Origin of the sequence: Arthrobacter sp. ATA002, assembly GCF_026898095.1 — a bacterium.
GTDB lineage: Bacteria > Actinomycetota > Actinomycetes > Actinomycetales > Micrococcaceae > Arthrobacter_B.
The window spans coordinates 3,742,695-3,756,899 of sequence record NZ_CP114015.1 but is presented as its reverse complement, the minus strand read 5'-3'; the positions used below and the strand labels follow the sequence as shown (position 1 = coordinate 3,756,899).

Annotated in this window: 11 protein-coding genes, 1 tRNA gene and 1 pseudogene; 10 read left to right on the top strand and 3 right to left on the bottom strand. The window is 66.1% G+C overall.

All coding sequences use genetic code 11. The features are described 5' to 3' along the window. Nucleotides 1-165: 165 nt before the first annotated feature. Both OL239_RS18445 and OL239_RS18440 read right to left on the bottom strand, forming a co-directional pair. On the bottom strand, nucleotides 166-2,058 hold the full coding sequence (locus tag OL239_RS18445) for a glycoside hydrolase family 2 protein (RefSeq protein ID WP_268910101.1): 1,893 nt from the start codon (nucleotides 2,056-2,058) through the stop codon (nucleotides 166-168). 133 nt (nucleotides 2,059-2,191) lie between these two features. Next, complete coding sequence (locus tag OL239_RS18440; RefSeq protein WP_268910100.1) at nucleotides 2,192-3,157, bottom strand: LacI family DNA-binding transcriptional regulator; 966 nt, start codon at nucleotides 3,155-3,157, stop codon at nucleotides 2,192-2,194. A 211-nt stretch (nucleotides 3,158-3,368) separates the two neighbouring features. Between OL239_RS18440 and OL239_RS18435 the strand changes: the two genes are divergently transcribed. From OL239_RS18435 to galK, 5 genes are read left to right on the top strand one after another with little or no spacing between them, the layout of a single operon-like run. Then, nucleotides 3,369-4,694: an extracellular solute-binding protein gene (locus OL239_RS18435; protein WP_268910099.1), complete on the top strand. Its 1,326-nt coding sequence runs from the start codon at nucleotides 3,369-3,371 to the stop codon at nucleotides 4,692-4,694. A 10-nt stretch (nucleotides 4,695-4,704) separates the two neighbouring features. Continuing rightward, nucleotides 4,705-5,658: a carbohydrate ABC transporter permease gene (locus tag OL239_RS18430; protein WP_268910098.1), complete on the top strand. Its 954-nt coding sequence runs from the start codon at nucleotides 4,705-4,707 to the stop codon at nucleotides 5,656-5,658. A gap of 1 nt (nucleotide 5,659) precedes the next feature. Then, entirely contained in the window at nucleotides 5,660-6,622 is a 963-nt protein-coding gene (locus OL239_RS18425; protein WP_268910097.1) for a carbohydrate ABC transporter permease, read from the top strand. Between the two features lie 33 nt (nucleotides 6,623-6,655). Then, nucleotides 6,656-7,771 carry a galactose-1-phosphate uridylyltransferase gene (gene galT / locus OL239_RS18420; protein ID WP_268911821.1) on the top strand — a complete coding sequence of 372 codons (1,116 nt, stop codon included), beginning with the start codon at nucleotides 6,656-6,658 and terminating at the stop codon, nucleotides 7,769-7,771. After that, nucleotides 7,768-8,967, top strand: a complete 1,200-nt coding sequence (gene galK / locus OL239_RS18415; RefSeq protein WP_268910096.1) for a galactokinase — start codon at nucleotides 7,768-7,770, stop codon at nucleotides 8,965-8,967. Before galT ends, galK begins: the two co-directional genes overlap by 4 nt. 215 nt (nucleotides 8,968-9,182) lie before the next feature. Here the strand turns inward: galK and OL239_RS18410 are convergent. After that, nucleotides 9,183-9,270: transfer RNA gene (locus OL239_RS18410), tRNA-Ser, on the bottom strand. 63 nt (nucleotides 9,271-9,333) lie between these two features. On the opposite strand from OL239_RS18410, the gene OL239_RS18405 reads away from it, so the two are divergent. The 5 genes and pseudogenes from OL239_RS18405 (at nucleotide 9,334) to OL239_RS18385 (ending at nucleotide 14,204) form a co-directional block, all read left to right on the top strand. After that, nucleotides 9,334-10,311 (top strand): NAD(P)H-quinone oxidoreductase, encoded by a 978-nt coding sequence (locus OL239_RS18405; protein WP_268910095.1) that lies wholly within the window; start codon nucleotides 9,334-9,336, stop codon nucleotides 10,309-10,311. A gap of 144 nt (nucleotides 10,312-10,455) precedes the next feature. After that, a pseudogene (locus OL239_RS18400) lies at nucleotides 10,456-12,746 on the top strand (carbon starvation CstA family protein). Nucleotides 12,747-12,781: 35 nt separating this feature from the next. Then, on the top strand, nucleotides 12,782-12,940 hold the full coding sequence (locus tag OL239_RS18395; protein WP_442864321.1) for a CstA-like transporter-associated (seleno)protein: 159 nt from the start codon (nucleotides 12,782-12,784) through the stop codon (nucleotides 12,938-12,940). Between the two features lie 213 nt (nucleotides 12,941-13,153). After that, nucleotides 13,154-13,414, top strand: a complete 261-nt coding sequence (locus OL239_RS18390) for a hypothetical protein (protein WP_268910093.1) — start codon at nucleotides 13,154-13,156, stop codon at nucleotides 13,412-13,414. Nucleotides 13,415-13,457: 43 nt separating this feature from the next. Continuing rightward, nucleotides 13,458-14,204, top strand: coding sequence for a bacterial proteasome activator family protein (locus tag OL239_RS18385; RefSeq protein ID WP_268910092.1), 747 nt, complete (start codon nucleotides 13,458-13,460; stop codon nucleotides 14,202-14,204). Nucleotide 14,205 lies beyond the last annotated feature (1 nt).

The window sequence follows — 14,205 nt, the reverse complement described above, 5'->3', positions numbered from 1 at the left end:
CTCGTAATACTATGTGTCCTGCGTTACGAACGGGTGTACTGGAGGTGGACGGGAGAAAAGAACGGCTGAGCGAACCGGCGGGGAAGCAGGAAAACCACGTGCACCACACAAAAAAGTGCTGCCGGCCTACTGGGGCCGACAGCACTTTGCTGACAGGGAGCTGATTCAGTCCGTGCGCTGCTCATAGGCAGCGGTCCGCTGCTGAATGCGCCGGAGCCGGTCGACGTCGAACTTGTCCCCGCGCTTGAAGTCGTACAGTCCGTTCTTTTCCTGGAAAACGTCCGTCAGCTGTGTGTAGCAATAACCGAACATGTTGGGGTCATCAAGGAGAACATTGGTCAGCCCGGCAAACCGGGCGTAGAACTCCTCCTCGGACCGCACACGGTCGCCGTAGCCCCATGAATCGGCCTGGTCGCTGCCGACGGCCTTGCGCTCCTGCTCCGCCTGGGCAGCTTCCTTTTCGTTCCACCAGATGCCGCCGTATTCGGAGACAAAGAAGGGCTGGCCGGCGTACGGAACGGAGTACTCGGTTTGTCCGTGGGGCAGACCGATTTCGCCCAGCGTGGCGGGCCGGTTCAGGAATGGCCTGCCCTCGGCAAGACCCTGCTGCTCCGTACGGAAGGCCTCCGGATCCTGCTCGTAGGAGTGCGAGTCGTACACATCGGTCTCCGGCACGCGGTGCGAGTAGCCGGACGCATCGATCACCGGACGCGAAGGATCGGCCAGCTTGGTGGCCAGGAACATGGCGCGGGTGACGTCGTCGAGCACCGTGATGCGGTCATGCAGCACCTGATGGGTCTCGTTGAGCGGGCACCAGCCCACAATCGAGGGGTGGTTGATGTCCCGCTGTACCGCCTCCAGCCACTGTGAGATGAAGGAGGCGTCGGGCTTCTGGTTGGCGCCCATCGGGCCCTGGCCGGAGACACCCCAGTCCCCGAATTCGCCCCAGACCAGATAGCCGCGCATGTCGGCGTGGAAGAGGAACCGCTCTTCGAAGACCTTCTGGTGCAGCCGGGCGCCGTTGAACCCTGCGGCGAGGGAAAGCTCAATGTCATCGATCAGCGCCTGGTCCGAGGGCGCTGTCATCAGCGATTCCGGCCAGTAGCCCTGGTCCAGGACCAGCCGCTGGAAAACCCGCCGGCCGTTGAGCCGGAAGGAATTGCCGTCAATGCCGACCGAGCGCAGTGCAGTGTAGCTGCGAACCTGGTCCACCTCGGCACCGCCGTTGCGCAGCGAGATCTCGAGTCCGTAAAGCTGCGGATCACCCACATCCCAGATCCGCACGTCTTCTGCCGGCACGGTGAGCACCAGCGAGGGAGCCAGATCGTAGGCAGTGCCCACGGATGCTTCCGCGACCGTGCGTCCGTCGGTGTCGGTGAGGGTTGCCGTCAGTGTGCCGCCGGGCAGGTTGGCGCTCAGCGGTGCGGTGACGGAGAAGCTGCGGCCGGCGAGGTTCGGGGTGACCTGGATGCGGGTTACCGCCGTGGGAGGAACACCCTCCAGCCAGACCGTCTGCCAGATTCCGGTGGTGCGGGTGTACTGGCAGTGCGTGTTGGCGTACCAGGTGGCCTGCTTGCCGCGGGCCTGGACCTCGCCGTGCAGGTCACGGGCGCGGACGGTGATTTCGACGTCGTCGCCGGGCGCTGCGATGCCGGAGAGATCCGCGTCAAAGGGGGTGAACCCGCCGCGGTGCCGGGCGACTTCGGTGCCGTTGGCCCACACCGTGGCGTCATAGTCCACGGCGCCGAAGTGCAGGATGGGGCGCAGCCCGGTCCAGCCGGCCGGAACGGTGATTCTCCTGCGGTACCAGACGGCATCCATGAAATCGGTGTCGCCGATGCCCGAGAGCTCTGCTTCGGGTGCGAAGGGAACGGTGATGGTCGAGTTGAGGGGCCGTTCCAGCAGGCCGCGGTCCAGTCCCGAGTCGCTTCGATCAATCTCGAAGTCCCAGGCACCGTTGAGGTTCACCCAGTTCTTCCGCACAAACTGCGGCCGGGGGTGTTCGGGGCGGGGAACATCCGTAGCGGTCACGGGAGGGTCAAACGCGGGGAGGGTCATGGAACATCCTTCAGGCGGCGTGAAAATTGTGATCCCAGTCAACCGCAGGGGCGCCAATATTGCAACGTTAGAATTTTGCACCCGGCAGATGCCGTCCCGCCACGGCCGGGCTGAGTGCAGCGAGGGCGGCGGGTCAGGCCCGAACGGCCGGAGCGGAGGAGTCCCGTTCCACCACGCGGTGGGGAATGACCACCTCGCCGGTCAGCTCCCCGAGTACCGAATCCAGTGCAGCCTCCGCCAGCGCCTCGAGATCCGGGGCCACGGACGTCAGTCCGGGGGAGGTGTAGCGGACCTCGTCGATGTTGTCCCAGCCCACCAGCGCCAGGTCGGAGGGAACCTGCCGGCCCAGGTCGCGTGCCGCCGCCAGAGCGCCGACGGCGAGCAAATCATTGGCGCAGACAATCGCGTCCACCTCCGGTGCAGCCAGGATCTGCTGCCCGAGGTCATAACCGTCCTGGCGGAACCACGAGCCGGTTGCCGCCACCAGGGCGGGGTCGAAGGGCAGGCCGGCAAACCGCAGGGCCGCCTTGTAGCCTTCGAACCGCTGGCTGCCGGTGGAGATGCCCCCGGTGCTGTCGGCGCCCACGAAGGCGATCCGGCGTCGTCCGCCCTCTACCAGGTGGCGGACCAGATCCACGCTGGAGGCGACATTATCGATGGCTACGTGGGGCACGTCGGTGCTGATGATGCGTTCGCCCAGGAGCACCAGCGGGGTGGGATCCGTACGTTTGGCAATGGCCTCGGCGGTCACTGCTGACGGTGAGAAGATCAGGCCGTCGAACAGCCGGCCGTGCCAGCCGTGCAGATAGTGCTGTTCAATGTCCACCGTGCCGCCGGAGATTTCGATGGAAATGGTGTAGCCGCGCTGCTTGGCTGCATGCTCCAGTGTCTGGGCCAGCACGCCGAAGTAGGGATTGTGCAGGTCCGGCACCACCAGTGCAATGGCCCGGGTGGAGCCCTGGCGCAGCTGGCGGCCGATCAGGTTGGGTGTGTAGCCCAGCTCCTCGACGGCCTGCAGCACGCGCGCGCGGGTTTCCGGGTGCACCACCGGGCGGTTGTTCATCACGTTGGAGACGGTCTTCCAGGACACCCCCCGCACGCTCGGCGACTTCCTTGATCCCCACACGCTTCACTTGCCGGTTCCCTTCCCTTGTTGGACCCCGAGGTTCCGGGCCGGGTATTTCATTGCTTCGACACCAAGAGTAGACGGTTGCCGATTGCTAACGTTAGAATCCACGTCATGTGGTTCAGCTCACCACAGCGTCTGTCCTCAACGAAGAGCCGGCACCGAAGGCCAGGAATGGAGCAGGATGAACACCAGATATCCGGACCGCAGGCAGTTCCTGCGGGGAGCACTGGCCGCTGCCGTCACGGCAGCCGGCGTGGGTGCAGTGGCCGGTTGCGGCGCCAGCCCGGGCGGGAACGGCGGCAGCCGGACACCGGTGACTGTCTGGGACCCCTTCCAAGGATCCGACGGCGCGAACATGCGCGGCATCATCGCGGACATCCGGGAACGGACCGGGCTCAGCGTCGAGCCGACCACGCTTTCCTGGGGCTCGCCGTATTACACCAAGCTCGCCATGAGCTCGGCCTCCCAGCAGCCTCCGGACGCCGCCATCATGCACCTTTCCCGAATGCCCGGCTACGCACCCGGCGGTCTTTTGGAGCCGTGGGACACGGACCTGCTGGCAGAGCTGGGCGTGAGCGAGAAGGACTTCGCGCCGGCGGTGTGGGAGTCCTGCAAGTATGAGGACAAGCTGTACTCGCTGCCCCTGGACACCCACCCCTTCATTTCCTTCTTCAACCGGGACCTGGCCGAGCGGGCCGGAGTGCTGGCCAGCGACGGAACCATGGACATTTCCTCCCCGGAGCAGCTGCACGAGGCGGGGATCAAACTCGCGGAAGTCACCGGCGGGTACGGAATCAGCTTTGGCTACCTAATGGATACCGCACAGGCCTGGCGGCTGTTCTGGGGCCTGTACCGGCAGACCGGCGGCGAATGGAGCCTCGAGCCCGGCGGGAAGGCCGGACTGGACGAGGACAAAGCCGCGCAGGTAATCGGATCCGTGGCGTCCTGGATGGACGGCAAGGCACTGACGGAGAGCCTGGACTATGAGGGCGGCCTGGCGGCCTTCAACGGCGGACGGGTCGGAATGATCCTTTCCGGTGTCTGGGAAGTCGCAGGCCTGGGCGCCGCCGTGCCCAACCTCGGTGCCATGCCGATGCCCACCATGTTCGGCACACCCGCCGCATACGCCGATTCGCACAGCTACGTGCTGCCGCGGCAGCGGTCCATGACCGCGGAGCACCGTCGCTCGGTCTACGAATTCGTCACCTCGGTCATCCGCGACGGCGGGCCGCAGTGGGGTACCGCCGGGCACATCCCGGCCTACCTCCCGGCACAGGAAACCGCCGAATACCGGGACCTGCGGCCGCAGTCCGACTACGCCGCCGCCGGTGCGAACGTGGTGTTTGACCCGCCCGCGTGGTTCGCGGGAGCGGGCACCGACTTCCAGAACCAGATGTCCCAGGCCCTTGCCGATGCCTTCCGCGGACTGAAGAAACCAATGGACGCCGTCGGCGGCATGCTCTCTGCCATGGACCGTTTCCTCGCCGCCCCGAACCCGACTGCGTGAGGAGCCAGCTATGACAACCACTACCAACAGCCCCGCCAGCACTCCCCGTCCCCCGGCCGCAGCCGGAACAGGCCTTGCGCCCCGGCGGCGGCCCGGTAAGCAGCCGGCCCCGTCCCGGACCGGATACTGGTTCCTGGCCCCGTATCTGTTCTTCTTCGCACTCTTCCTTGTGTGGCCGATTCTTTACGGGCTCTGGATGAGCCTTACCAACCGGTCCCTGGTCAATGACGAATCCTCGTTTGCCGGGCTCTCCAACTACTCCGAGGCCCTCACCGACCCGCAGATGTGGTCCAGCCTGGGCAACACCCTGTTCTTTACCGTCATCTCCTCGGTGCCGCTGATCCTGGTCTCCTTCGCCATGGCCTACCTCGTGTATACCGGCCTCAGGGGACAGTGGCTGTGGCGCCTGACGTTCTTCGCCCCGTTCCTGCTGCCGGTCTCGGTGGTGACCGCCATCTGGGCGTTCCTCTTCACCAATGACTTCGGGCTGATCAACGGCCTGCTGGACCGGTTCGGCATCAACCAGGTCGGCTGGCTCAGCGATGACCAGGTGGCCATGTGGTCCATTGCCCTGGTCACCCTGTGGTGGACGGTGGGTTTCAACTTCCTGCTGTACCTCTCCGCCCTGCAGAACATCCCGGACCACCTCTATGAGGCGGCCCAGCTGGACGGTGCCGGCACCTGGCGGCGGCTGTTCTCCATCACGCTGCCCATGATGAAAAGCACCACCGGACTGATCATCCTGCTGCAGGCGCTCGCCTCGCTGAAGGTCTTTGACCAGATTTTCCTGCTGACAGCCGGCGGCCCCAACGGCGCCACCCGCTCCATCCTGCAGTACATCTACGACGCCGGGTTCACCGGATACCGGCTCGGCTACGCCTCCGCGACCTCCTACATTTTCTTCGCACTGATTGTTCTGGTCTCCCTGGTCCAGATGTGGTTCGCGAAGCGGAAGGACTCCTGACATGGCTACGTCCACCACAGCGGCAACCGCACCGGCCGGCTCCGGCCGGGAACCCGGCGGGCCCGACGTCGACGCCCGCACCCGCGCCCGGGTCCAGAAAAAGCGGGAAGCAGAACACCTGCGCACCCTGACCCTTGGCCCCGGCAGGAAGGGCCGCGCCGCGGCATACACCGTGGTTGCCGTCCTGGCCGCCCTATGGGCGCTGCCGATGGCTTGGGCAGTGCTCTCGTCCTTCAAATCCGAGGCCGATGTCTCCGCTGCGCCGCTGCAGTTCTGGCCCGAGGGCGGATGGACGGCGGATGCCTACCGCAGCGTCCTGGCCGCCGGGGACATTCCCCTGTGGATCTGGAACTCGGTCCTGGTCTCCACCCTGGTCACGGTGATTACCGTAACCATCTCCGCGCTGGCGGCGTATGCCTTCTCCCGGCAGAAATTCCGCGGCCGGCGCTGGCTGTTTGTGCTGACCATCGCCGCGCTGATGGTCCCGCCGCAGATCCTCATTGTTCCCCTGTTTGACCAGATGATTGCCCTGCGGCTTTCAGACACGCTGCTGGGCGTCGCCCTGCCGCAGGTGGTGATGCCGCTGATGGTGATCGTGATGAAGAACTTCTTCGACCAGATTCCGGTGGAACTGGAGGAAGCGGCCCGGCTGGACGGGGCAAGCGACTTCCGGGTGTTCTACTCCGTGGTGCTGCCGCTCTCCCGCTCCATCCTTACGGCGGTCTCGATCTTTGTCTTCATCAGCGCCTGGAACAACTTCCTGTGGCCGTTCATCGTGACCAATTCCCCGGAGATCATGACGATCCCCGTGGGGCTGGGTACGGTGAAAAACGCCTACGGTGTGCAGTACGCCTCCGAAATGGCAAGCGCGATGATCGGAGCACTGCCGCTCCTGATCGTCTTTATGCTCTTCCAGCGCCACATCATCCGCGGATTCGCCACCTCGGGAATGGGAGGCCAATAAGTGTCCCAGTGGACTTTCTCTCCACCGGCACCGGTGACGGCGGACCCGGCACCCGTTGCGCCGCACCGCCACCGGCTGGCCGACGGCCGCGAGGCCCTGTTCTTCACTGACCGGGGCGGACGTCCCGCGCAGCCGGGGACCGACACGCGACCGCTGGAGGACCGGCCGGGCAACGGCGAGGTGCGCTTTGACCGCTTGAGCGGGGAATGGGTGGCGGTTGCCGCCCACCGGCAGGCCCGGACCTATCTGCCGCCGGCGGATCAGTGCCCGCTGTGCCCGGGCACGGCGGAGCGGCTTTCGGAAATTCCGGCCGAGGACTTTGACGTGGTGGTCTTCGAAAACCGTTTCCCCTCCCTCGGACCGGCGCTGGGTACGCTGCCGGACGACGACGGCGGCCGGCAGTTGTGGGGCACACCCTCACCGGCATTCGGGCGGTGCGAGGTGGTGGTCTTCACGCCTGAGCACCAGGCCTCGTTCGCCTCGCTGCCTTACGAACGGGCGCGCACCGTGGTGGAGGCCTGGGCGCAGCGCACGCAGGAGCTCTCCGCGATGCCGGGCATCGCGCACGTTTTTCCGTTCGAGAACCGGGGCGAGGACATCGGCGTCACCCTGCACCATCCGCATGGACAGATTTACGCTTACCCTTACGCCGCCCCGCACGCTGCGCGGCTTGCGGAACGCTCACGCCGGCATCTTGCGGCCCACGGCCGGCCGTTGATGGGTGAGCTGCTGGAGGACGAATCCGAGGCCGGGGACCGGATGGTGCTGCAGGGGGAGCACTTTTCCGCCTACGTGCCCTATGCCGCCCGCTGGCCGCTGGAACTCCATCTGGTTCCGCACCGTCAGGTTCCGGATCTGGCCGCGCTCTCCGGAGCCGAACGCGATGAGCTCGCCGGTATGTATGTGGACCTGCTGCAGCGCGTAGACGGGCTGTATGACACCCCCACCCCCTACATTGCGGCGTGGCACCAGACTCCCGTCAATGATGCAGACCGGGAGGCCGGATGGCTGCACCTGCAGCTGACCAGTCCGCGCCGGGCAGCGGACAAACTGAAGTTCCTGGCGGGTTCCGAGGCCGCTATGGGCGCCTTTATCAACGACACCGACGCGGAACAGACCGCGGCATGCCTACGGGCGGTCCGGGTATGAGTGCTGCAGTCCAGGCGGTCCAATCCCGCGCGCAAATTTTGACCGGACAGTTCGCTGAAATTTACGGCTCGGAGCCCGACGGCGTGTGGCGGGCTCCCGGGCGCGTGAACCTGATCGGTGAACACACCGACTATAACAATGGCTTTGTGCTGCCGTTTGCGATCGACCGCAGCGCCCTGGCAGCTGTGCGGCTGCGCCCGCCGGGCCGCGACCCGGAGGTGCCGGATGGCGTCGTGCGCCTCGCCTCAAGATACGCGCCCAAGGGCCACGGCCTGTCCCGTGAGGAGTTCAGCATCCACGGGCTGACCCCGGGTTCCACCGAGGGGTGGGCCGCTTATCCGGCGGGCGTGGTCTATGCCCTGGAGGCCGCGGGGTTCCCGGTGCCCGCATTCGACCTGTTGCTGGATTCCACCGTTCCCGTGGGCGCCGGGCTGTCCTCCTCACACGCAGTGGAAGTGGCAGTGATTGTGGCGCTGAATGATCTGCTCGGTCTGGAACTGGAGCACGCTGACATGGCCCGCTTAACTCAGTACGCCGAGAACCGATATGTGGGCGCGCCCACCGGCATCATGGATCAATCAGCGTCGCTGATGGGGCGCGAAGGCAGTGCGCTCTTCCTGGACTGCCGCAGCCTGGCAGCGGAAACGGTGCCGCTTCCGCTGGCCGAGCACGGTCTGGCAGTTTTGGTGATGGACACCCGGGTGGCGCACAGCCATTCCGACGGCGGATACAGCGCCCGCCGCGCCTCCTGCGAACACGGTGCTGCCGTGCTGGGAGCGGACTCGCTGCGGGACGTGCCAGCGGATGCTGATCTGTCGGGACTTGATGCTGAGACCCGGCGCCGGGTGCGGCACGTGCTGGGCGAAAACCGGCGGGTAGGGCAAACGGCCGCAGAGCTGCAGGCCGGCAGGATGGACACACTCGGACAGCTGCTGACGGCATCCCACGCCTCCCTGCGCGATGACTTCGAAGTGTCCTGTGCGGAGCTGGACCTGGCCGTGGAAGCAGCACTCACCGCCGGTGCCCTCGGCGCGCGGATGACCGGCGGTGGATTCGGCGGTTCGGCCATTGCTCTGATCAGATGTGCTGATGAGGAACAGGTCCGCACCGCGGTGCTGGCCGCGTTCCAGGGCCGGGGATTCCGGGAGCCCGTTCTTTTCACGGTTCTTCCCGCTGCCGGTGCAGGCCGGGTATGAGGGCCGCCCCGCTGCGGGAACTGTAAAACAAGACCAAGGCGCTGCCAGCCTTTAGGACGGCAGCGCCATTGAGACTTGGCGAATGGCTGCCCCGCGAACTGCTCGAATTCATCCTCACAGAAGGTGCCGGCCGTCATGTCGATGCTGTCCGCCGGGAACCCGCCCGCCGACAGCACAAAAGCGGGCCCCTCAAGGGCCCGCTTTTGTGTTCTGCGCGGAAGGTAAGGGATTCGAACCCTTGGTACGGGGTTACCGCACACTGGTTTTCAAGACCAGCTCCATCGGCCGCTCGGACAACCTTCCCCGCTAGTAGTCTGTCAGAAAGCCGCAATTCACCAAAATCTCAGCAACGCCGTGGAGGACAGAATGAGAGCAGTTGTCATCACTACGCCCGGAGGCCCGGAAGCCCTGCAGCTGCAGGACGTGCCGGCGCCGGTTCCCGGACCGGGGGAAGTGCTCATCGACGTGGCGGCAGCCGGCCTCAACCGGGCCGACGTACTGCAGCGGCAGGGCCACTATCCCGTACCCGCCGGAGCCTCGGAGTACCCGGGCTTGGAGGTATCCGGCAGGGTTGCCGCAGTGGGCGCAGGAGTGGAAGGGCTCGCCGTGGGAGCCGACGTCGTCGCCCTGCTCACCGGCGGAGGCTATGCCGAGCAGGTGAACGTTCCGGCCGGCCAAGTCCTTCCGGTTCCCGCCGGGATGGACCTCGTGACCGCCGCCGCGCTGCCCGAAACGGCCGCCACTGTCTTCTCCAACCTGTTCATGGCGGCCGGGGTCACGGAGGGGGACTCCGTCCTGATCCACGGCGGCGCCGGCGGCATCGGCACGATGGCGATTCAAATGGTGGCCGCGTTCGGGGCCGTGCCCCTGGTGACGGCCGGCTCGGCGGAAAAGCTGGAACTGGCGAAGTCCCTCGGTGCCCGGGTGCTGATCAACTACCGGGACGAGGACTTTGTGGAGCGGGTGCGGGAGGCCACCGGCGGCCGCGGAGCCGACGTGATCCTGGACGTGATGGGCGCCAAGTACCTGCAGCGCAACCTGGAAGCGCTGGCGGTCTCCGGCCGGTTGGTGATTATCGGACTGCAGGGCGGCACCAAGGCGGAAATCGACCTTAACCAGGTGATGCGCAAGCGGCTCGCGGTGATTGGAACTACGCTGCGGTCCCGTCCGGCCGAAGAGAAAGCAGCCATTATGCAGGCGGTTCAGCAGTACGTCTGGCCGCTGGTCGAGGCGGGGAAAATCCGTCCCCTCGTGGACGAAACCTTCCCGCTGGCCGACGCCGGCGCCGCCCATGAGTACTTCGATTCCGGCCGCCACACCGGCAAAATCCTCCTCACGACCTAAGTGTTCCGCCCGGCGGACGGGTGCTTGTGGAGTGCATCACACCCGCACTGCTAATCTCGGGGGCAAGAGTGCGGGTTTTCCGCCTCCGGGGCCGGTTTCACTGCCCGGCCTTTTCCGAGTTGTACCGCAAGCAAAGGGACCCCTATGAGTGAGAATCGCGGGCGCCGGGCCGCCCCGGGACAGCCTGAGGACAGTGACGTCCTGGTGCAGGATCCCGATCTGCCGCCGGTGGCGCTGGACCCCGAAACCGCCGACGCCGAAGACCGCCGCTGGACCCCGCTGAAGATAGCCGTGTGGGCCGGGATTGCCCTCCTCGGCGGGGTCAGCTGGTACATGCTGGCCCTGGTCCGCGGGGAAACCGTCAACGCCATCTGGTTCGTCTTCGCGGCAGTCTGCACCTACTTCATTGCGTACCGTTTCTACTCCAAGTTCATTGAGCGCAAGCTCCTGCAGCCCAATGACCTGCGCGCCACCCCCGCGGAGTACAAGGCCGACGGCAAGGACTATGCCGCCACCGACCGCCGGGTGCTCTACGGCCACCACTTCGCCGCCATCGCCGGCGCAGGGCCCCTGGTCGGCCCGGTCCTGGCCGCACAAATGGGCTACCTGCCCGGCACCATCTGGATCATCATCGGCGTCGTCCTGGCCGGTGCCGTCCAGGATTACCTGGTCATGTTCTTCTCCATGCGCCGCGGCGGGCGCTCGCTGGGCCAGATGGCCCGCGAGGAACTCGGACGCTTGGGCGGAACCGCTGCCCTGATCGCCACGCTGACGATCATGATCATCATCGTCGCCATCCTGGCACTCGTGGTCGTGAACGCCCTGGCGGAAAGCCCGTGGGGTGTCTTCTCCGTGGGCATGACCATCCCGATCGCACTGTTCATGGGTGTTTACCTGCGCTTCCTGCGCCCGGGCAAGGTCACCGAGGTGTCCATCATCGGTTTTGTCCTGCTGCTGCTGGCCATCATCGGCGGCGGCATGATCGCCGACACCGCACTGGGCGACGCCCTGACCCTGGACAAGACAGTCATTGCCTGGGGCATCATCATTTACGGCTTCATCGCCGCTGTGCTGCCGGTCTGGCTGCTGCTCGCCCCGCGCGACTACCTGTCCACCTTCATGAAGGTGGGCACCATCGTCATGCTGGCGGTGGCCATCATTATCGTGCGGCCCGAAATCACGGTTCCGGCGATCAGCGAGTTCGCCTCCACCGACAACGGCCCGGTTGTCGCCGGTCCGCTGTTCCCGTTCCTGTTCGTGACCATCGCCTGTGGCGCCCTGTCCGGGTTCCACGCCCTGATTGCCTCCGGCACCACGCCCAAGATGATTGAAAAGGAACGGCAGACCCGTTTCATTGGCTACGGCGGCATGCTGATGGAATCCTTCGTGGCCGTCATGGCCCTGGTGGCGGCCATCTCCATCGACCGCGGCATCTACTTCGCGATGAACTCCTCCGCCGCCGCCACCGGCGGCACCGTGGAAGGCGCCGTCGCATTCGTCAACAGCCTGGGCCTGGCCGGAGTGAGCCTCACCCCGGACATGCTCACCAACATGGCAGCAAACGTGGGCGAGGAATCCATCGTCTCGCGCACCGGCGGCGCGCCGACCCTCGCCGTCGGCCTGGCCCAGATCATGCAAAGCCTGATCGGCGGGTCTTCGATGATGGCGTTCTGGTACCACTTCGCCATCATGTTCGAAGCGCTGTTTATCCTCACAGCCGTCGACGCCGGCACCCGCGTGGCCCGGTTTATGCTGCAGGACTCCATCGGCAACTTCATCCCGAAGTTCCGCGACACCGGCTGGCGGACCGGAGCATGGATCTGTACGGCCGTGATGGTGGGAGGTTGGGGGTCGATCCTGATCATGGGGGTCACGGACCCGCTGGGCGGGATCAACACCCTGTTCCCGCTCTTCGGAATCGCCAACCAGCTGCTGGCAGCAATTGCGCTCGCCATCTGCCTGGCCATCCTCGCCAAGAAGAACGTCTTCAAGTACATCTGGATCGTGGTGCTGCCGCTGGCCTTCGCGTCCGTGGTGACCATCACCGCCTCCATGTACAAGATCTTCAGCCCCGTCCCGGCCGTCGGCTACTGGGCCCAGCACAACGCCTTCAAGGGGGCGCTGGAGCGGGGCGAGACGAGCTTCGGCACCGCGGCGACGGTCGAGGCCATGGAAGCCGTTGTCCGCAACACCTTCATCCAGGGCACGCTGTCCATCGTGTTCGTGACACTGGCGATTATTGTCATCATCACTGCCGTCATCGCGAGCATCCGCTCCTACCGGTCCGGAGGCGCCCCAGCGCCGAAGATCCGGCCGTGGCCTCCCGCGTATTTGCTCCGGCAGGCTTCCTGGCAACGCCGGGGGAGAAGGAGATCGAGGCGCAGTGGGACGCGCTGCCGGCGGACCGCAAAACGGTGCGGAAAGCGCACTCATGAGCACGGCGGCGGTGAAAGACGGGCTGCGGGGGTTCGTGCGGTTTTTCCGTGATGTCATGGGGGAGGACGCGTACCGCAAATATGTCACCTTCCACGAGTCCTCCGGCTGCAGCGCTCCGCTGCTCAACGAGCGGGAGTTCTGGAAGGACAAGATGGACCGGCAGGACTCCAGCCCCGAGGGGCGCTGCTGCTAGCCCGCGGCGCACAGCCGGGACAGTAGCCGGGACAGTAGCGGGCACAGTAGCCGGCAGGGCACAGTCCGGCCGGGTGCGCTGTGCACCCGGCCGGGAACGACGGCGGCGCCCGCCCGGGTGCCGCCGTCGTTCCCGGCCATACGGGCCGGGCGGCTGTATGTTGTTTTGTTGCCGGAGCTTGAGGGGAGCCAGCCATGGTGCCTACGGTGGAGGATGGGAAAACACCAGCACTTCAGTGACCTGCCGCAGGACGATCACCTGCGTGAAGACATCAGCCTGCCGGCACCCCCGGCGGACAACGAGGACGAGCACCTCGCCGACGACGTCAACCTGCCGGAAGAGGAACATCCGGGCGGACCGGAATTCGATGAGCGGCACTATACGGCCGGCCAGCTCAACGCCGGGCAGCAGGTGGCGGGGCTCAGCCCGGCCGGCGAATACGCGAAAACGCGGGCAGAGGAAGGCCAAACCTGACGCAGCCCCCGGCTTTGCACCCCAACCATGAGAGCATTAACGCATGACTGACGAGAACGGATCCGCCGCCCGGCCGGATGTAGCGCCTGCGCCCGGTTCCGACACTGCGGCGCACCCCGCCGAAACCGGCGCGGCCGGCCAAACGCCGTCGAGCAATCCGCCGGTAAGCACCCGGGCAACAACCGGTAGCGGGTCCCAAGCGGATCCCAAGGGCAACGAACCCGCACTGCCTGCCGGCGGCCCGGATGCGGGCGGTTCCGGCCGCAGCGGCGAAGGCAGCTCCGGCCCGGCAAAGCTGCGCGATCTGGTGGATGAACCCGCCAAAGTAATGCGGATCGGCACCATGATCAAGCAGCTTCTCGAAGAAGTCCGCAACGCGCCGCTGGACGACGCGGCGCGCAACCGCCTGGCCGAAATCCACGAACGCTCGCTCCGGGAACTGGAGGACGGGCTTGCCCCTGAACTGGTCGAGGAACTGCACCGCGTGAATCTTCCGTTCCTGGACGAAACCGTGCCCACCGATGCCGAACTGCGCATCGCCCAGGCCCAGTTGGTCGGCTGGCTGGAGGGGTTGTTCCGCGGCATTCAAACCGCAATCGCCGCCCAGCAAACGGCCAACCAGCAAATGGCGTCGAGGCTGCAGCTGCGCCAGCTGCCGCCCGGCACCGTCCTTGCCCCCGGCGTCGTCATCGGTGACAACGGCGAGCCCCGGCGTGCCGACCCGGCCGGACAGCCCCGCCCTTCCTCCTCCCAGACCGAGCCGCACGCCGGTCCCGGCCAGTACCTGTAGG

Bases quoted from the DNA above. Each gene is read 5' to 3' on its own strand.
- OL239_RS18430 (WP_268910098.1), top strand. From the start codon at position 4,705: ATGACAACCACTACCAACAGCCCCGCCAGCACTCCCCGTCCCCCGGCC.
- OL239_RS18425 (WP_268910097.1), top strand. From the start codon at position 5,660: ATGGCTACGTCCACCACAGCGGCAACCGCACCGGCCGGCTCCGGCCGG.
- OL239_RS18445 (WP_268910101.1), bottom strand. From the start codon at position 2,058: ATGACCCTCCCCGCGTTTGACCCTCCCGTGACCGCTACGGATGTTCCC.
- OL239_RS18390 (WP_268910093.1), top strand. From the start codon at position 13,154: ATGGGAAAACACCAGCACTTCAGTGACCTGCCGCAGGACGATCACCTG.
- OL239_RS18385 (WP_268910092.1), top strand. From the start codon at position 13,458: ATGACTGACGAGAACGGATCCGCCGCCCGGCCGGATGTAGCGCCTGCG.
- OL239_RS18405 (WP_268910095.1), top strand. From the start codon at position 9,334: ATGAGAGCAGTTGTCATCACTACGCCCGGAGGCCCGGAAGCCCTGCAG.
- OL239_RS18435 (WP_268910099.1), top strand. From the start codon at position 3,369: ATGAACACCAGATATCCGGACCGCAGGCAGTTCCTGCGGGGAGCACTG.
- galK (WP_268910096.1), top strand. From the start codon at position 7,768: ATGAGTGCTGCAGTCCAGGCGGTCCAATCCCGCGCGCAAATTTTGACC.